We start from the raw sequence: 17,870 nt of genomic DNA on the forward strand, positions 1-17,870 counted from the left end.
GTAAAGTAGGTGGCATAAATAAAGGTGGCCACCAAGGTGGTGAAGGAGGAGTTTGCCCAGCATAGAGGCACCAGGTAAAGATCACAGTTTTTCCGGGGAAGTGATTTGGGGGGGCGCCATGCAATCTTCTCCGGGGTCCTTATTCTGGCGGCAGCCTGCGGTAGTACCAAAAACTCGGGATGTTTGCCCGCCAGCGCTTCAGGCGTAGGGTGATCGCCACCTCTTCCACTTCGGCCAGCAGGAAGATGATTATGGCTCCGCGGAAGGGGTAGGCCGGGCCGCCGAGGAGGAGCAGCGGGGTGGTCAACCCCAGAAGGATTGCGGCGATTTTTGCCGCCCGGGTATGGTAGCTGGTGAGGCGACTGAATTTGCAAAATCCCAGCAGGATCGGGAGGAGAAAGCTGCCCATGCCGAGGAGGATAAAGGCCTGCTCCCGACGGATAAGCGCCGGCCAAAGCAGCCACACCCCGACCGGTGCGGCAAGATAGGTGGCAAGGTCGCCCCAGCTGTCGAGTTGGGCGCCCCATTCGGAGACCTGGTTCAGGCGCCGGGCCAGAAAGCCATCCAGGGCGTCGCTGAGAAGGGAGAGGATGAAGAGGAAAAGAAAAAGGCCGGGGAGGTCCGTTGCCGCCGCCACCAGAAGCAGGGGCGCCATGAGGATCCGCAGGATGCTCAGCAGATTGGGGATGGTAAGCGCTCTTTTGGGCAAGTGAGCCGCCTATGCTCCGATGATTTTTACCAGCACCCTTTTGGGGCGGCTGCCGTCGAACTCGCCGTAAAAAATCTGTTCCCAGGGGCCGAAGTCGAGGGCGCCGTCGGTTACGGCCACCACAACCTCGCGGCCCATGATCTGCCGCTTCAGATGGGCGTCACCATTGTCTTCGTAGCCGTTATGCCGGTACTGGGAAACAGGCTCGTGCGGAGCAAGCTTTTCCAGCCAGACCTCGTAGTCGTGGTGCAACCCCGGTTCATCGTCGTTGATGAAGACCGAGGCGGTGATGTGCATGGCGTTGACCAGGGCCAGCCCTTCCTTGATTCCCGATTCCTGCAGGCATTCCGCCACCTGGGGGGTAATATTGATAAAGGCGCGGCGGCCCGGGACATTGAAGAGAAGTTCCTTGCGAAAGCTTTTCATGGGGGAATCCTGATATTTTTGAAAAAGAGGGGTTTGAGGTTGCCGGTGGCCATTTATGCCGGGATTGCGGGGGAGAACTCTCCCCGGAGCATCGCATTTTCCCCGGCAATCTGTCAATATTGAAAAATATGCCAGGGCAGGGCAGGGGGGTGGCAAGAAAATGCCGGCGTGGTACAATCGCCAATTTCGCCAACATACCACAGCTAAACAGGGGCCTCTCCATGACCCAGATCATCGATTTCCACACCCACATTTTCCCGGATCAGGTGGCGGCTCGGGCCATTCCGGCCTTGGAAGAAGCAGGCCAGGTAAAGGCCTGCCTCGACGGCCGCCTTGCCTCCCTCCTTGTCAGCATGGACGAAGCCGGCATCGAGAAAAGCGTCATCTGTTCCATCGCCACTCGGCCCGAACAGTTTGCCTCGATCCTCTCCTGGTCTGAAGCCATCCGCTCCGCGCGGATCATCCCCTTTCCCTCCTTCCATCCCGAGGCAGCCGACGCCTTGGCCCAGATCAGCGCCATCAGAGCGGCAGGGTTTTCGGGGATCAAGATGCACCCCTACTACCAGAATTTTGCCTTGGATGAGGAGCGGATGTGGCCGCTCTATGAAAGGATCGCGGCCGAAGGGTTGATCCTGGTGATGCACACCGGCTTTGATATCGGTTTTCCCAGGGAGCGAATCGCCGATCCCATAAAGATCGTGGCCGTGGTGGAGCGGGTGCCGAAGCTCAAATTTGTCGCCACCCATTTCGGGGCCTGGGATCTCTGGGACGAGGTGGAGGATCTGCTGATCGGCAGAGAGGTGTATCTCGATCTTTCCTACGCCCTGCACCTGCTGCCGCAAGCCCGGGCTCGGGCCATGGCCCTGGCGCATCCGGAGGACTATTTGCTTTTCGGCAGCGATTCACCCTGGGCCGGGCAGCAGGAGGTGCTGGCGCAGCTTGCCGCCCTGGGGCTTGGCGCGGAGCGGGAAGCAAAAATCCTGGGGGGGAATGCGGCCCGGCTGCTGGCTGCGGGGGAATAGCTATTTAGCCGGCGCCCGCAGGCTCAGGGCGAGGATGACGCCCGCACCGGTGAAGCAGGCGGCCATGAAAAAGCTGCTGCCGAAGCTGTGGCTTTTTTCGGCCAGCAGCCCGGCCACTGCGGGGCCTGCAATCTGGCCCAGGGCGAAGATGAAGGTGATGAGACCGAAGATGCGGGCCGCCTTGCGCGGACCGGCGTAATCCCCGGCCAGGGCCGCCATGATCGAGGGGATGGACCAGGCCACCACCCCGAAACAGCCGATGGAGAGGTAAAGAAACGGGGCGGCCAGCGGGGTTGAAACCAACAGGTAGGCCGTGGTCTGGATGGCAAAGATCAGGGCCAGGGTATATTTGCGGCCGATCCGGTCGGAAAGGGTGCCGAAGACCGGGCCGGAAAGCAGGCTCAAACCGCCCACCAGAGACCAGAAACTGCCCGCCTCCGCTTCAGAGAATCCGTGCTCCTGGATCAGGGAGGTGACGATGAAGGTCGCGTAGATCACGTAGGTGTAGCCGAACAAAAAGTACAGCCCGCCGAGTTGGGCGATGTCCCGCAACCGGATGGTGGTCTCCTTCCCCGTCAGCCAGCCTTCTGCCTCGTGTTTTTCCTCACCGACGGGGCGCAGATTTTTCTCCTGCGGGTTGTTTTTTAGCATTACCAGGCACAGCCCCGCCACCAGCAGGATGATACAGCCCAGCACCTGCCAGCTCAGACGCCAGCCCTCCGTCCCGCCCAAACGATTCAAGAATGGCACCAGCCTGCCGGAAAGCAGGATGGCGAAGCCGCTGCCGATCACGACAAAGCCCGTGGCCCTCCCCCGGTGGCTTTTGGCGAACCATTGGGAGATGAGGCCCAGCATCGGCACATTGGCCGCGCCGCTGCCCATGCCGGTGATGGTGTAGCACATGAGGATTATTTCAAAGGAGTTGCTGCGACCGATGAGGATCATGGTCAGGCCGATGGCGGTGAGTCCCATGACGATGAGGCGTCGGTAGCCGAGGCGGTCGGCCAGAGCCCCGCAGAACAGGACCGCCACCAGATAGCCGGCGAAGTTCGCGGTGCCGATCAGCCCCATCTGGCTATACGAGAGATGGAGCGACTGGCCCATGGCCGGCAGGATCATGCCCAGGGCGAAACGGCCCAGGCCGAGGCAGGCGAAGATGCAGCAGGTGCCGGTCCAGACGATGTGCCAGCCGTAGTGGATGGCTTCCCGCTTCGCCGCCATGCCTTTAGGATGCCTGCTCGGCGGCAAGGATTTTTTTGCGGTTGTGATCGTAGCGCATCTGCAGGATCTCGACCAGGAGGGCAAATCCCATGGGCAGGTAGATATAGCCCTTGGGCACATGCTTGTGCAGCCCTTCCATGAAGATGGTCACCCCGATGGTGATCAAAAAGGAGAGAGCGAGAATCTTGATGGCCGGATGCTGGAGGATGAACTCGCCGATGGAGCGGGAAAAAAAGAGGATGGCCACGAAGGAGACCACCACCGAGCTGATGATGATCCAGACCTGATTGGTCAGGCCGATGGCGGTGATCACCGAGTCGATGGAAAAGACGATGTCCAGCAGAACGATCTGGCTGATGATCGCGGCAAAGCCCCCCATGACCATGCCCGGCCCGCCCGCTTCATCCTTGGCTTCCACCGTGTGGTGGATCTCCTTCACCGCCTTAAAGAGCAGAAAGAGCCCGCCGGAGATCAGGATCAGATCCCGGACGGAAAAATCCAGCAGCACGGTGTTGGTGAGGTTGGCCAGGCTGAGCAGGGCGACCAGCATGCCGATCCTGGCGACCAGAGCGAAGGCGAGTCCGGCCAGCCGAGCGGAGTGGCGCTTTTCTGCGGGCAAGCGGCCTACAAAGATCGCAATGACCAGGATGTTGTCCACCCCGAGAACCAATTCCAGCCCAACCAGCAGGGCGAGTAGCGCCAATGCGTCTCCCATGTGAAAACCTCGATGTGATTATTTGAGAGCCTTGGCGGCAGCCATGGCTTTTTTAAAACCCTCGGCGGAGCGGCTGATCACCGCATCCTCCACGCAGAAGGCAAGGCGGAAATAGCCCGGCATGCCAAAGCCCCGGCCCGGCACGCCCAAGATCTTCTCCTCGGCCAGCAGCCCGACAAACTGGGCGTCATCAGCGATGGGCGATTTGGGGAACATGTAGAAGGCGCCCTTGGGCGGGACAAACTCGTAGCCCGCTTCGCTCAGCACCTTGCAGAAAAGCTCGCGGCGGCGGGCATAGATACTGGTGTCCACCGTGATTCCCTGCAGCTCAGCCACCACCCGCTGCATCAGGGCCGGGGCATTGACAAAGCCCAGAATCCGGTTGGCCAGGGTCATGGCCCCGAGCAACTGGGCTTTGCCCTCGATCTGAGGGTGCACGGCGATGTAGCCGATGCGCTCGCCGGGCAGCGAAAGATCCTTGGAGTAGGAAGAGACGATGAGGCTGTTCTGGTACGCCTTGAAAATGCTGGGTACGGTGTGGCCGTCGTAAACAATCTTGCGGTAGGGCTCGTCGCTGATCAGGTAGACGGTCTGGGGGGCCTTGGTCAGCACCCCGGCCAGCCCGGCCAGCTCCGCAGCCGAATAGATCTGGCCGGTGGGGTTGTTGGGGCTGTTGATGATGATCGCCTTGGTCTTAGGGGTGATGGCCGCCGCGATGGCCGCCAGGTCCAAGCTGAAATCCGGCGCAGTGTTGACGATCTTCGTGACCCCGCCGTGGTTGTCCACATAGAAGTTGTATTCGACAAAGAAGGGGGCGAGGATGATCACCTCGTCGCCCGGATCGAGCAACGCCTTCATGGTCACGTTGATGGCCCCGGCCGCGCCCACGGTCATCACAATATCGTCCTGGCCGACGGCCATGCCCTGCTCGGTGCCGATCTGTTTTGCCACCGCCTCCCGGACAAAGGGATAGCCGTTGTTGGCCATGTAGCCGTGGCTGCCCGGGCCTTCCGCGGCAGTGACCTTGCGCACCGCCTCCTGATATTGGGCGGGCGGCGGCAGGTCCGGGTTGCCGAGGCTGAAGTCGCAGACTTGGTCCGCGCCGTACTGGGCCTTGAGCCGGGCGCCTTCTTCGAACATCTTGCGGATCCAGGAGGAGCGTTCCGCAAAGGCGAGCATTTTTTGGGAGATAGCCATGGGGTATCCTTATTGGGTAATGTTGTGGTTGAGCAGAGAATAATTCCGCAGCCAAAAGGCAAAATTGTCGGCTGCCGGCGTCTACAATTTTCGTTTGTCGATCACCCGTTTCGCCTTGCCGTCGCTGCGCTCCAGGGTTTTTTCCTCGACCAGCTTGACCTCTACCCCGATGCCCAGCTCCGAGGCGAGCTGGCGCTTGATCGTTTCGATGATCTCCCGCTGTTTTTTCATCTCGTCGAAGAAGATCGACTCCACCACCTCGACCAGGACGGTGATCTTGTCCAGCCTCCCCTCCCGCTCCACCACGATCTGGTAATGGGGCCGGGTTCCTTCGATCTCAAAGAGGATGTGCTCGATCTGGGAGGGATAGACATTGACTCCCTTGACGATCAGCATGTCGTCGGTGCGGCCCAGCACCCGCTGCATCCGCCGCAGGGTGCGGCCGCAGGGGCAGGGCTCCTCGATGATCCGGGTCAGGTCGCGGGTGCGGTAGCGGATGACCGGGAAGGCCTCCTTGGTCAGGGTGGTGATCACCAGCTCGCCGATCTCGCCGGGCCGGACCGGGTCCAGGGTCTCGGGGTTGATGATCTCGCAGAGGAAATGGTCCTCGTTGAGATGCAGGCCGTTGCATTCCTGGCATTCCCCTGCCACCCCCGGCCCCATGATCTCGGAGAGGCCGTAGTTGTCGGTGGCGATGATGCCGAGTTTGTTCTGGATCTCCTGGCGCATCGCCTCGGACCACGGTTCGCCGCCGAAGAGCCCGTATTTGAGGGAGAGCGAGCTGGCGTTGATCCCCAACTCTTCCATGGCATCGGCCAGGACCAGGGCGTAGCTCGGGGTGCAGACCAGGGCGGTGGTGCGAAAATCCTGCATGATCTGGAGCTGCCGTTTGGTGTTGCCGCTCGATATGGGGATCACCGAGGCGCCCACCCGCTCCGCCCCGTAGTGCAGGCCGAAGCCGCCGGTGAACAGGCCGTAGCCAAAGGCGATCTGCACCACGTCGTCGTTGGTGACCCCGGCTCCGGTGAGGACCCGGGCTGCCAGATCCGCCCAGGTCTTGATGTCGTTTTTGGTATAGCCCACCACCGTGGCCTGGCCGGTGGTGCCGGAGGAGGCGTGGACCCGGACCACCTCCCGAAGCGGCACGGCGAACAGGCCGTAGGGGTAATTGTCCCGCAGGTCCTGCTTGGTGGTGAAGGGCAGGCGGCTGAGCTCGGAAAGCGCCCGGAAACCGTCCGGGTCAACCTTCAGCTCCTTGAACTTCTGGCGGTAGAAGGGGACATGGGTGGCCACCCGGTAGAGGGTGGACTGGAGCCGCTCAAGCTGGAGCTGTTCGAGATCCTCGCGGGACATGCATTCCTTTTCCTCATCCCAGTACATAGTCGCCTCCCTGTATTTTTTTGCCACGAAACCCACGAAAGAACGCGAAAGAGTTTTTTAAAAAACGAATTGCCGCACAATCTCCATTGACCGTTTTTTTCATTTTCGTGTCTTTAGTGGGTTTCGTGGCTAATTTTCCTTCACATCCCGGCCCAGATAGGCCCGTTGCACATCCCGGTTGGCCAGCAGGTCCCCTGCCTGGCCTTCGAGGATGATCTTGCCGGTTTCCAGCACATAGCCGCGGTCCGCCACCTTGAGGGCGGCCTTGGCGTTTTGTTCGATGAGCAGCACGGTGTTGCCTGCTTCGCGCAGCCGGGTGATGATCTGGAAGATATTTTTGACGATGAGCGGGGCCAGCCCGGTGGAAGGCTCGTCCAGCATGAGCAGGGCCGGCTTGGCCATGAGCGCCCTGCCCATGGCCAGCATCTGCTGCTCGCCGCCGGACAGGGTGCCGGCCAGCTGGTCGCGCCTTTCGCGCAAAACCGGAAAAAGATCATAGATGTATTCAATCCCTTCCAGTAACTGGACCTTGCCCTGTCGGTGCTGGACATAGCCGCCCAGGACCAGGTTTTCGCGCACGCTCATGGTGGCGAAGACCTGGCGGCCCTCCGGCACCAGGGAGCAGCCGCGGAAAACGATCTCTTCGGCCTTGAGCCGTTCGAGATTGTCTCCCTTGAGGGTAATCTCCCCGGCGGTGGCCCGGATCAGGCCGGTGATCGCGGCCAGGAGGGTGGTCTTGCCCGCACCGTTGGCGCCGATGAGGGTGACGATCTCGCCGGGGTTGACGTGCAGGGAGATGCGTTTCAGGACCCGGAGCTTGCCGTAGCCAGCCTCCAGATTTTTTATTCTAAGCATGATGGCCTCGCAACAAGTCGATGGCTAAGCAAAAAGGTCCAGATCCGCGAAGCGCAAAGGTCGAGGAGTGAGGCGTACACCGGGTACGCCGCAGCGAGGAGACCTGCCACGTGACAAAGGAGATGGGCCTTTTGGCAACGCCATCAAGCATCGTCTTCCCCCAGGTATATGCGAATCACCTCTTTGTTCTGCTGGATCTCGGCAGGGGTACCCTCGGCGATCTTTTCGCCAAAGGAGAGGACCACGATTTCCTGGGAGATATCCATGACCAGGGACATGTCGTGTTCCACCAGCAAAACGGTGATGCCCTGTGCGTTGATCTTGCTGATCAGCCGGGCCACCTCGGCGGTTTCGTAGATGTTGAGTCCGGCTGCCGGTTCGTCCAGGAGCAGCAGTTCCGGTTCCATGGCCAGGGCCCGGGCAAATTCCACGGCCCGTTGCTGGCCAAAGGCGAGGCTGGTTGCCTCGACCCCGGCCAGGTCGGCGATGTCGAGCAGGGCCAGCAAATCCATGGCTGCGGCGCGGCTGGCCTTTTCTTCCTTTCTGGTCCAGGGCAGGGAGAGCATCCCGGAGAGGAATCCGGCCCGGCTTTGGCAGTGGCGGCCCACCATGACGTTTTCCAGGGCGGTCATCCCTGGATAGAGCTTGATGTTCTGGTAGGTGCGGGCCATGCCCTGGCGGGCGATGCGGTGGGGCTCAAGGCCGTGGATGGGTTTGCCCTTGAACTGAATCTCCCCCGCGCTGGGCGGCAGAGCGCCGGAGATCAGGTTGAACAGGGTGGTCTTGCCCGCGCCGTTGGGGCCGATCACCGCCTTGATCATGCCCTGGGGCACGGAAAAGCTGACGTCGCTCACCGCCTGCAGGCCGCCGAAGCGGCGGTATAGATTTTGGATTTCCAGGAGCATCATTCACCCCGCTTCCACAGGCGTTTGAGGGGGGCAAGCAGGGAGATTCCCAGCAACCCTTGCGGGGCAAAGAGCATGATCACGATGAGGATACCCCCGAACACCGCGTCGTCGTAGGAGCCGAACATGCCGCGCAGGGAGAGGATGTTAAGGAGTGCCCCCATGACCAGGGCGCCCCAGAGGTTGGCCATGCCGCCGATGGCGACAATGGCCACATAGCGCACCGATTTCGTGATTCCGGCCTCGGAGGGGCCGATGCCGCCGTTGTAATGGGTGAGAAAGATTCCGGCCACGGCGGCCAGCACCGCGCTGAGGACAAAGGTGTTCAGTTTGTAGCGGGCGGTATCGATGCCCATGGCATTGGCAGCCCCCTCGGCGCCGTGGATGGCGCGCAAGGCCCTGCCCACCCGGGAGTGGATCAGGTTGACGAGCAGCCACATGGCCAGGGCCACCATGCCCCAGGCAAGGTAGTAGTTGCTGATCCGGGAGCCGAAGTCACCGCTCACCGCAAGCCCCGGCAGGAGCGGGAAGCCTGGCACCCCGGAGATGCCGTCCGCCTCGCCGAACAGGGGCGAGGCCAGGGCCAGCCGGTAGATGATGATGCCAAATCCCAGGGTGGCCATGGCCAGGTAATGGCCCTTGAGCTTGAGGACCGGGATGCCGATGCCGTAGGCCACGACAATGGCGGCCAGGATGGCGCAACCGCAGGCGGCCCAGGGTTGCATCAGGAGAAAGGGCTCCCCGAATAGGTCCTGGCCGTGGACCAGCATTCCCAGCTTGTCGCCCAGGGCGACCAGGCTGTGTTCCTTGAGAGGCATGAGGTTTTTCGTGGTGAGCATGGCGGAGAGGTAGCCGCCGATGGCGAAAAATCCGGCATGGCCCAAGGAGATCTGGCCGGCATAGCCCATGAGCAGGCAGAGGCCGACGATCACCAGCGAGTAATAGGCGGCCATGGTGAGCGGGGTCAGGTAGAAGCCGGTATCGGTGGCGCGGGTAAGCTGCTGGACAGCAATGACCGCCAAAACAAGCAGGCTCAGGGGCAGATGACGTTTCATGGCTAGAATTCCTTCAGGTCCGCGGCATCCTTGGAGCCGAACAGGCCGTGGGGCCTCAGAAAAAGGATGGCCAGGAGAAGGCTGATGGAGATGGCGTCTTGGAAGGCCAGCGGCACCACACTGACGCTGAAGGATTCGATCAGGCCGAGGAGCAAGCCGGCAGCCACCGCAGCCATGCTGCTGCCCAAGCCCCCGAGGATGGCCACGGTGAAGCCCTTGATCGCCAGACCCGTGCCGATGTCGTACTGGGTGTAGGTGATGGGGCTCATCACGCAGCCGGCCAGGGCGCCGATCCCGGCGGAGAGCATGAAGGAAAGGGTGACCATATTTCGGGTGCTGATGCCGCACAGGGTGGCGGCCATCCGGTTGGCGGCGCAGGCCTGCATCTTTTTGCCCTGGAGGGTGTATTTGAAAAAGAGGCTCAAGGCGAGAACCATCACCGTGCAGACCCCGATTACCCAGAGAACCTGGGGCGAAACCCGGGCGCCGAGCACCTGGACGGTGGTGATCTCGTTGCCCACGAAATAGGGGAGGGAACGCACCCCTTCCCCCCAGATGTGCAGGGCTGCCTCGCGGATCAGGATGGAGATGCCGATGGTGATGATGATCATCCGCAGCACCGAGGGTCGGTCCAGCCAGCGGATGAAGAGGATCTCCACCAGGGCGCCGATCAGCATGACCACGAGCACGGCCCCGACGATGGCCAGAGGCAACGGCAGCCATTGGCTGAGCGAAATGGCGGTCATCCCCCCCAGCATCACGAACTCGCCCTGGGCGAAATTGATGATGCCGGTGGTGTTGTAGATGATATTGAAGCCGATGCCCACGATGGCGTAGATGATGCCGTAGGTGATGCCGGCCAGCAGGTATTGGCTGAAGAGTTCCAGGGTCATTTCGCTCTACATGTCAACGCCGTCGAGCCTTGTCGGCCGACGGCGTTGATCTTGAATGTTGGAAAACGCCGATTACTTTTGGTGGACCCGTAAAAAGTCCGTCCTCTCGGTGAAGATGGCTAAGCAAAAGGCCCGAGATACAAGGCGCAGAGTGCTTTTGCGAATGAGGCCATACACATGGTATGCCGAATGAGCAAAAGTGCGCTGCAACGCAGTAGGTCGGGCTTTTTGCGACGCCATTACTTCTTGTACTCGACGAAGTCGCCGCCCTTGACAGTGAGCATGGTCACCGAGTCGAGGCCGAGACCATTGTGGTCGGTGGCTGAGAAATTGAAGACCCCGGCGGTGCCGACAAAGCCTTTCAGGTTCTCGATGGCGTCGCGCACCTTCTCCCGATTGGTCCCACCCAGTTCGATGCCCCGGCAAAGGATTTTGAAGGCGTCATAGCCATGGCCGCCGAAGGTGCTGACCTCTTCCTTGAATTTCGTTTCGTAGTTCTTGGTGTAGCTGGTTAGCACTGCTTTCTGGGGATGCTTGTCCGCCAGCTTGTCGGCGATGAGCAGCCGGCCGGCCGGGAAGATGACCCCTTCTGCCGCCGCGCCCGCTGCCTGGACGTATTTGATGTTGCCGAAGCCGTGGCTCTGGTAGATGGGCACGTTCCAGCCGGCTTGGCGGATGTTCTTGAGCACGATGGCCTGGGCCGGTTCCACGGACCAGTTGATCACGGCCTGAATCTCCTTGTTGGCGGCCAGCTTGGCCACGATGGCGGAAAGGTCGGTGGCCTTGCTGTCATAGACCTCGGTGGCCAGAATCTGGATGCCGTACTCCGGGGCCTGCTTCTCGAGCTGACCCTTGCCTGCCTGGCCGAAGCCGGTATTACTGGCCAGCACCGCCACCTTGCTGATCTTTTTGGATTTCATGTTCTCGAAGATCGCGTGGACCACATGGCTGTCTTTCTGCGGGGTCTTGAAGACATACTTGGCAACCGGCTCGACGATCTGCTCGGCTGCGGCGCAGGAGAGGAGGATGGTCTTGCCGTCCTCACAGATCTGCTTGATCTTGAGGGTTTCGCCGCTGGTGGAGGGGCCGATGATGGCGAAGACCTTCTCCTCTTCGATGAGCTGCTTGGCAAAGGAGATGGCCTTTTCCGGGTTACCGCCGGAATCCTTGATCACCAGTTCGATCTTGTTGCCGTTGATCCCGCCCTTGGCATTGATTTCCTCGGCCAGCATTTCCAGGGTCCGCGCCTCGGGTCCGCCCAGGAACGAGGCCGGGCCGGTTACCGCCAGAATGGCGCCCACCTTGATCGTTTCGGCTGCCGCCAGGGAGACCGACAGGGCCAGCGAGGCTGCGAGCATGATGACAGCTGCAAATGATCGTTTCACCTTTTTCTCCTCATCAAATGTGTTGTGGATTTCCCAACAGACGTTTTTTCTCTGCGTCTGACCTTTTCCTTACAGGGCGTGGACCTCGTCGTCGCTCAACAACCGGCAGCCCGCTTTTTGAAAGACCTCCACTGCCGCGTCCTGATCGTCGAAGCGGAAGAGGAGCATGCCGGATTCGCCGCTTTTCTTGGTGAAGGCGTACATGTATTCCACGTTGAGCCCGGCCTTGCGCACCACCTGGAGGATGCAATCCAGGGCGCCAGGCTTGTCCGGCACCTCCACGACCAGTACCTCGGTGACGCCCACGGTGAAGCCGTTTTCTTTCAGAACCTGCTGGGCCTTGGTGGTGTCGTTCACCACCAGGCGGAGGATGCCGAAATCAGCGGTGTCCGCCAGGGACAGCGCCCGGATGTTGATGGCGTTTTCCGCCAGGGTATGGCTGATGTCGGCCAGCCGGCCCGACTTGTTTTCCAGGAAGATCGCAATCTGTTTTACCTTCATGGCATGGTCCTCTCTCAGATTTTAGGAGCTGTTACGGAACAAAAACGCTTGCCGATCTCTTCCGTTACAGCTCCTTATGCTGTGCCTGCTCTTCAGCCGGCAAGATTATTCTGTCAAAAAAGCTTACGGTTGTCGATGACGCGTTTGGCCTTGCCTTCGCTGCGCTGGATGGTTTTTGGCTCCACCAGCTTGATGGTGCAGGAGATGCCCAGCAGATCCTTGATCTCGGTCTGCAGCTTCTTGCTGAGTTTTTCCAGGGATTTGACCTCGTCGGAGAAGATTTCCTCGCTCACCTCCACCTGGACCTCGATCTTGTCCAGGGAGCCCTCCCGCTCGACCACGATCTGATAATGCGGCTCCACTCCTTCCACGCCCATGATCACCTCTTCGATCTGGGAGGGGAAAACATTGACCCCGCGGATGATCAGCATGTCGTCGGTGCGTCCGGTGATCTTGGGGATCCGGTGAAAGGTGCGGCCGCAGGAGCAGACATCGGGGATCAGACGGGAGATGTCCTTGGTCCGGTAGCGGATGACCGGGAAGGCCTCCTTGGTCAGGGTGGTGAAGACCAGCTCGCCCGCCTCGCCCACCGGCAGAGGGGCAAAGGTGTCCGGGTCGACGATCTCGGCCAGGAAATGATCCTCCATGATGTGGAGCCCCTTCTGCTCCTCGATGCATTCGGCCGCCACCCCCGGCCCCATGACCTCGGAGAGGCCGTAGATGTCGATGGCCTTGATCTTGAGCCGCTGCTCGATCTCCTCGCGCATCGCCTCGCTCCAAGGCTCGGCCCCGAAGACCCCGACCCGCAGCTTGAGGGTGGCCGGGTCGATGCCCTGGTCTGCCATGGCGTCGGCGATGTTCAGGGCGTAGGAGGGGGTGGAGAGCAAAACGGTGGAACCGAAGTCCTGCATGATCTGGATCTGGCGCTTGGTGTTGCCCCCGGAGATGGGAATGACCGCGGCGCCCAGGTTCTCGGCGCCGTAGTGGGCGCCCAAGCCCCCGGTGAACAACCCGTAGCCGTAAGCGTTATGGACGATATCGCCGCTGTGCACCCCGGCGGCGGACAGGGTCCGGGTCATCAGCTCGGCCCACATCTCGATGTCGCGCTTGGTGTAGCCCACCACCGTGGGCTTGCCGGTGGTGCCCGAGGAGGCGTGGATGCGGACCACCTTTTCCATGGGCACGGTGAACAGGCCGAAGGGGTAGTTCTTGCGCAGGTCTTCCTTGGTGGTGAAGGGCAGGAGGCGGATATCGGCCAGGGTCTGGATGTCGTCCGGCGTGACGCCCGCGTCTTCCATCTTTTTGCGGTAATAGGGAACCGTGGCGTGGACCCGCGCCACCTGGGCCTTGAGCCGTTTCAATTGCAGGGCCTCCAGGGCCTCGCGCGGCAGGGTTTCGTATTCCTCGTTCCAGATCATGGTGTTTCCCTTTTTTCTCGTATCTTTAACCTTACTGACCCGCCTTGCGTCCTTCCTGAAAAGCCTGCAGATTGACCTCAAGAATCTTGGGTGGCAGCCGTTTCTTGATCACCTCCACCCAGGTTGCCTCGTCCATGGGGAGATAGCGGGAAAGCACCCCCACCAGGGCCACGTTCACCGCCTTGAGGTTTCCCACCTGCCGGGCGATGGCAAAGGCATCCACCGGGATCACGGTGATGGACCGGCTGGTCAGTTCCGTAAGGCACTGGTCCGGATAGGTCATCTTGCCGGTGGCCACCGCAGGCGGGGCGATCTTCTGGGTGTTGACGATCACCGTGCTCTGCTGGTTGAGCAAAGGCAGGTAGCGCACCGCCTCCATCATCTCGAAGGCCAGCATGATGTCCACCGTGCCCGGTTCGATGAGCGGCGAATAGACCTTGCTGGTGCTGAAACGCAGATGCGCTTCCACGGAGCCGCCGCGCTGGGCCATGCCGTGGACCTCGCTTTTTTTGACGTCAAAGCCCGCAGTCAGCAGGGCATGGGCGGTGAGCTCGCTGGCCAGCAAAATGCCCTGGCCGCCAACCCCGCAAAAATGGATGTTTCCTTGCTCTTTCATTATTTGCCCTCCCCGGTGCCGATCGCCTCGAATTTGCAGAGGGTCAGGCACTGGCCGCAAGCGATGCAGGTGGTCTCGTTGATCAGGGCATAGCCTTTTTGTTTTTCTTTCTTGCCCATGGCCTTGGCCTCTTCCGGCGAGAGGGGAACCCAGTTGATGGCCGGGCAGCCCAACCGCAGGCACATGGTGCAGCCGGTGCAGTTTTCGATCTTGCTGGTAAAGGAGTTCTTGGGTCGTTTCTTTTCCCCTGGGGTCAGCACGCAGGGGAAGCGGGTAATGACCACCGAGGGTTCGTCCCGCTCGATCTCTTCTTTTAAGACAGCGTAGGTTCCCTCGATGTCGTGGGGGTTGACCGTGCGCACATGCTTGACCCCGATGGCCCGGCACAGCTCCGGGAAATCAATGGAATTGGCAGCCTCGCCCATGATGGTGGAGCCGGAGGCCGGGTTGGGCTGTTGGCCGGTCATGGCGGTGATCCGGTTGTCGAGGATGATCACCGTGGAATAGCTCTTGTTGTAGACCGTGTTGATCAGGCTGTTGATCCCGGAGTGGATGAAGGTGGAGTCGCCGATCACGGCCACCGCCTTGCCAAGACCCTCGTCGCCCAGCGCCTTGGCCATGCCGTGGGCAATGCCGATGCTGGCGCCCATGCAGACACAGGTGTCCATGGCGGAAAGCGGCGGCAGGGCGCCCAGGGTGTAGCAGCCGATATCGCCGGAAACAAAAACCTTGAGCCGGTTCAGATTATAGAATAGTCCCCGGTGCGGGCAACCGGCGCACATGTTGGGCGGCCTGGGCGGCAGATTCACCGGGGCGAAGATGGCATCCCCGGCCTCGCCGGTGACCGCTTTTTTGACTACCGAAGGAGAGAGTTCGCCGATGACCGGGATCAGATCCTTGCCGTGGCAAGCGATGCCCATGGCCTTGATGCGCAGTTCCAGGAAGGGGTCGAGGTCTTCGATGATGTAAAGAGTCTCCACCTGGGAGGCAAAGTCGCGGATCAGCTTTTCCGGCAGCGGATTGACCATGCCGAGCTTGAGGAAGGACGCCTCGGGAAATGCCTCCTTGGCATAGAGGTAACTGGTGCCCGCGGCGATGAAGCCTTTTTTTCGGTCGCCCATTTCCAGGCGGTTTTCGGCCAAGGTCTCGCCGAACTCGGCCAGCTTTTGCTGCCTTTCGCCAATGGCGATTCGGCGGCCTCTGGCATGGGCCGGTAGCATGACCAGCTTGGCCGGATTCTTTTCCAGGCCGGGGGCAAGGGTCGGCTTTTCGATCTCGCCCCTGGTGACCACGCCCTTGACGTGGGCGACCCTGGTGCAGCTGCGGAGCAAGACCGGGGTGTCGAACTGTTCGCTGATCCGGTAGGCGAGCTTCAAAAAGTCTTTGGCCTCAGACGGATCGGCCGGCTCCAGCATGGGCAGCTTGGCCGCATAGGCGTAGTTGCGGCTGTCCTGCTCGTTCTGGGAGCTGTACATGGAAGGATCGTCCGCCACCACGATTACCAACCCGCCGCGCACCCCAGTGTAGGAGGCGGTGAACAGAGGATCGGCGGCCACGTTGAGGCCCACATGCTTCATGGTGGACAGGGCGCGAACCCCGGCAAAGGAGGCACCGATGGCGACCTCAAGGGCCACCTTCTCGTTGGGTGCCCACTCGCTGTAGACGGACTTGTAGGTAGAGAGGTTTTCCAGGATCTCGGTGGACGGGGTGCCGGGGTAGCCGGAGGCTACCTTCACCGAGGCCTCGAAAGCGCCAAGGGCCAGGGCCTCGTTGCCGGAAAACCAGAGTTTTTCTGCAGCAGGTTTTTTCTGGGTCACAGGTACTCCTCAATCCTTAAATGGGCGGTTCATATAGCAGCGGTCCGCTGTCAGATGTCAGCATTCGGGGCAACAGGGGCTTTTTACCACGGATTCCCTCATCCTTCAACGATGTTGAAAAACCGCGCCGGGGCAGAGGATTGGCGGCTGTTTGGTTTAAAAAAAAGGGGCAGCGAAAAAGCGCTGCCCCCGGGGTGATCTGTCCAGCCTCGTTGACTAGAACTTGAACTCAGCCTCCCAGTAGGCTTCGGTGGCATCATCTTTCGGGGTGGCGTTGAAGGCATCACCCGGAGAAAGGAGAGCACCGTAGAGGGAGAAGCTTAGGTATTTGTTGTACTGGTATTTGGCCGTGGCTTGGTAGTAGTCGCCGAAATCATCGTCTACTCCGGCATTGGTTTGGTCAAAGCTCAGCTTGGAATAGGAGAGGCCGAGGGTCAGTTTGTCCGTCGGCTTGATGCTGCCGCCGAGGGTGGCAATCTGGAAGTTGGAGTAAGCGGCCTCGCCTATATCCGTGCTATGGGCGTTATAGTTGCTATAGACATTTTGCAGTGAGTTGGCGGTCGGTGTGCCAACGAGATTCAGGTACTTCCAGGCCAGCAGGTCGCCGAACTGGGGCCAGCCGCCGTAGAATACATCCCACTGCTCGTTGTCTCCGGTGGAACTGGAGTCGTCGCCGCTCATGAAGGCATAGCCCAGATATACCCGGGGCTTCCAGTCCAGAGCCGTGAAGGTGTATCCAGCTTCCATTTTGGTGCCCCAGGCGTCCTGATCCTGGGTGGCGTTGGCGTCGCCCCGCTGGATTGCACCTTCCAGGGAGTAATCGATTCCGTTGGCCAGCTTGTCGGAGAGACGGATCCCGTACATCCAGATATCCTTCTTGATCGCTTCGTCGGTCCGGTTCAGAGCATAGAATTCCTGTTGCATGCCGGTGATGGCGCATTTCTTGTTGGTCAGATAGAAGCCGGACAAGGTTTGGTCGTCGCCGGAGTTTCCATTGGCGTTGTTGTACATGGTTTTTTCTTTGCTTTTCAGATACATGCCGTCCAACATGAGCTGATCGGTGAGGTTCCAGCGCAGCTTGACCCCGTCAAAGTAGATGGAGGTGGAGGCGAACTGGGACTGGCCGTCCAGGATGACAAAGCCGGAGCCATAGATAACGTCTTGGCGGCCAAAGGTGCCCTCCACCGGGAGGCCAAACATGTTTTTGACATTGATATAGGCGTTGTCCAGAAACATCTTGTTGCTTTTGTTGTCGACGGAATCCGAAACCCCTTCGCCCCAGGTCTGGTCAGTTACTTTGATGCGGGCGGTGACATCGTCCGTGGCCTTGAAGTCGGCCCAGAGGCTGCCCTTGGTCCGGAAGAGGTCGGCATTGTCGGTATCGACGTTGTCGTTAAAATCCCAGACGTTCTGCAGGTTGTAGCCGCGGAAGGTGATCTGGCCGCCCAGGGAAACCTTTTTGGTCCACTCGGCGGCGTCAACGCCCTTTTTCACGGCGTCGCTGGTGCTGGCGACTTCCTTGCCCATCTCGGCGTTTTTGTTCTTGAGCGCGGCGATTTCGTCTTTCATCGCCTGCATCTGGGAGCTGAACGCCTTGTTCATGTCGGCCATCTGTTTTTCCAGATCAGCCACGCGGTCAGAGCTGCTACCCGCTCCGGCAGAGGCCAGGGTGGGCAGGCAGATCAGGGTTGCCAGGGCCACGGTTGAAATCTTCTTGATCATTTTCTCCTCCATTTTCTTCCCGAAAAGTGAACA

The 17,870-nt window shown here is 60.5% G+C and carries 17 protein-coding genes; 1 reads left to right on the forward strand and 16 read right to left on the reverse strand.

Annotated features, from left to right (window positions below):
• Positions 1 to 139 precede the first annotated feature (139 nt).
• Both ACZ46D_RS00600 and ACZ46D_RS00605 read right to left on the reverse strand, forming a co-directional pair.
• On the reverse strand, positions 140 to 709 hold the full coding sequence (locus tag ACZ46D_RS00600; RefSeq protein ID WP_464928101.1) for a CDP-alcohol phosphatidyltransferase family protein: 570 nt from the start codon (positions 707 to 709) through the stop codon (positions 140 to 142).
• A gap of 9 nt (positions 710 to 718) precedes the next feature.
• Positions 719 to 1,135, reverse strand: coding sequence for a secondary thiamine-phosphate synthase enzyme YjbQ (locus ACZ46D_RS00605; RefSeq protein WP_464928102.1), 417 nt, complete (start codon positions 1,133 to 1,135; stop codon positions 719 to 721).
• A gap of 221 nt (positions 1,136 to 1,356) precedes the next feature.
• Between ACZ46D_RS00605 and ACZ46D_RS00610 the strand changes: the two genes are divergently transcribed.
• Positions 1,357 to 2,157, forward strand: coding sequence for an amidohydrolase family protein (locus ACZ46D_RS00610; RefSeq protein WP_464928103.1), 801 nt, complete (start codon positions 1,357 to 1,359; stop codon positions 2,155 to 2,157).
• On the opposite strand, the gene ACZ46D_RS00615 is transcribed toward ACZ46D_RS00610, so the two are convergent.
• The 14 genes from ACZ46D_RS00615 to ACZ46D_RS00680 form a co-directional block, all read right to left on the reverse strand.
• Positions 2,158 to 3,378, reverse strand: coding sequence for an MFS transporter (locus ACZ46D_RS00615; RefSeq protein WP_464928104.1), 1,221 nt, complete (start codon positions 3,376 to 3,378; stop codon positions 2,158 to 2,160). It lies immediately after the preceding gene.
• Positions 3,379 to 3,382: 4 nt separating this feature from the next.
• The gene (locus tag ACZ46D_RS00620) at positions 3,383 to 4,093 is read right to left on the reverse strand and encodes a TerC family protein (RefSeq protein ID WP_464928105.1); all 711 of its coding nucleotides are present in this window, start codon (positions 4,091 to 4,093) and stop codon (positions 3,383 to 3,385) included.
• Positions 4,094 to 4,111: 18 nt separating this feature from the next.
• Complete coding sequence (locus tag ACZ46D_RS00625; RefSeq protein ID WP_464928106.1) at positions 4,112 to 5,290, reverse strand: pyridoxal phosphate-dependent aminotransferase; 1,179 nt, start codon at positions 5,288 to 5,290, stop codon at positions 4,112 to 4,114.
• A gap of 81 nt (positions 5,291 to 5,371) precedes the next feature.
• Positions 5,372 to 6,670, reverse strand: a complete 1,299-nt coding sequence (locus ACZ46D_RS00630) for a phenylacetate--CoA ligase family protein (protein ID WP_464928107.1) — start codon at positions 6,668 to 6,670, stop codon at positions 5,372 to 5,374.
• A gap of 129 nt (positions 6,671 to 6,799) precedes the next feature.
• Positions 6,800 to 7,525, reverse strand: coding sequence for an ABC transporter ATP-binding protein (locus ACZ46D_RS00635; RefSeq protein ID WP_464928108.1), 726 nt, complete (start codon positions 7,523 to 7,525; stop codon positions 6,800 to 6,802).
• A 143-nt stretch (positions 7,526 to 7,668) separates the two neighbouring features.
• Positions 7,669 to 8,433 (reverse strand): ABC transporter ATP-binding protein, encoded by a 765-nt coding sequence (locus tag ACZ46D_RS00640; RefSeq protein ID WP_464928109.1) that lies wholly within the window; start codon positions 8,431 to 8,433, stop codon positions 7,669 to 7,671.
• Positions 8,430 to 9,485 (reverse strand): branched-chain amino acid ABC transporter permease, encoded by a 1,056-nt coding sequence (locus ACZ46D_RS00645; protein ID WP_464928110.1) that lies wholly within the window; start codon positions 9,483 to 9,485, stop codon positions 8,430 to 8,432. The genes ACZ46D_RS00640 and ACZ46D_RS00645 overlap by 4 nt, the downstream gene beginning before the upstream one ends.
• A 2-nt stretch (positions 9,486 to 9,487) precedes the next feature.
• Positions 9,488 to 10,378, reverse strand: coding sequence for a branched-chain amino acid ABC transporter permease (locus ACZ46D_RS00650; protein WP_464928111.1), 891 nt, complete (start codon positions 10,376 to 10,378; stop codon positions 9,488 to 9,490).
• Between the two features lie 239 nt (positions 10,379 to 10,617).
• Positions 10,618 to 11,763 (reverse strand): ABC transporter substrate-binding protein, encoded by a 1,146-nt coding sequence (locus ACZ46D_RS00655; RefSeq protein WP_464928112.1) that lies wholly within the window; start codon positions 11,761 to 11,763, stop codon positions 10,618 to 10,620.
• Positions 11,764 to 11,832: 69 nt separating this feature from the next.
• Positions 11,833 to 12,264, reverse strand: coding sequence for an ACT domain-containing protein (locus ACZ46D_RS00660; RefSeq protein WP_464928113.1), 432 nt, complete (start codon positions 12,262 to 12,264; stop codon positions 11,833 to 11,835).
• A 113-nt stretch (positions 12,265 to 12,377) separates the two neighbouring features.
• Complete coding sequence (locus ACZ46D_RS00665; RefSeq protein ID WP_464928114.1) at positions 12,378 to 13,682, reverse strand: phenylacetate--CoA ligase family protein; 1,305 nt, start codon at positions 13,680 to 13,682, stop codon at positions 12,378 to 12,380.
• Positions 13,683 to 13,713: 31 nt separating this feature from the next.
• A complete protein-coding gene (locus ACZ46D_RS00670; RefSeq protein ID WP_464928115.1) occupies positions 13,714 to 14,298 on the reverse strand; it encodes an indolepyruvate oxidoreductase subunit beta in 585 nt (194 codons plus the stop codon).
• The gene (gene iorA, locus ACZ46D_RS00675) at positions 14,298 to 16,115 is read right to left on the reverse strand and encodes an indolepyruvate ferredoxin oxidoreductase subunit alpha (protein WP_464928116.1); all 1,818 of its coding nucleotides are present in this window, start codon (positions 16,113 to 16,115) and stop codon (positions 14,298 to 14,300) included. Before iorA ends, ACZ46D_RS00670 begins: the two co-directional genes overlap by 1 nt.
• 216 nt (positions 16,116 to 16,331) lie before the next feature.
• The gene (locus tag ACZ46D_RS00680) at positions 16,332 to 17,837 is read right to left on the reverse strand and encodes an alginate export family protein (RefSeq protein WP_464928117.1); all 1,506 of its coding nucleotides are present in this window, start codon (positions 17,835 to 17,837) and stop codon (positions 16,332 to 16,334) included.
• Positions 17,838 to 17,870: the final 33 nt, after the last annotated feature.

It is taken from the genome of Thiovibrio sp. Mzg5 (assembly GCF_055379285.1).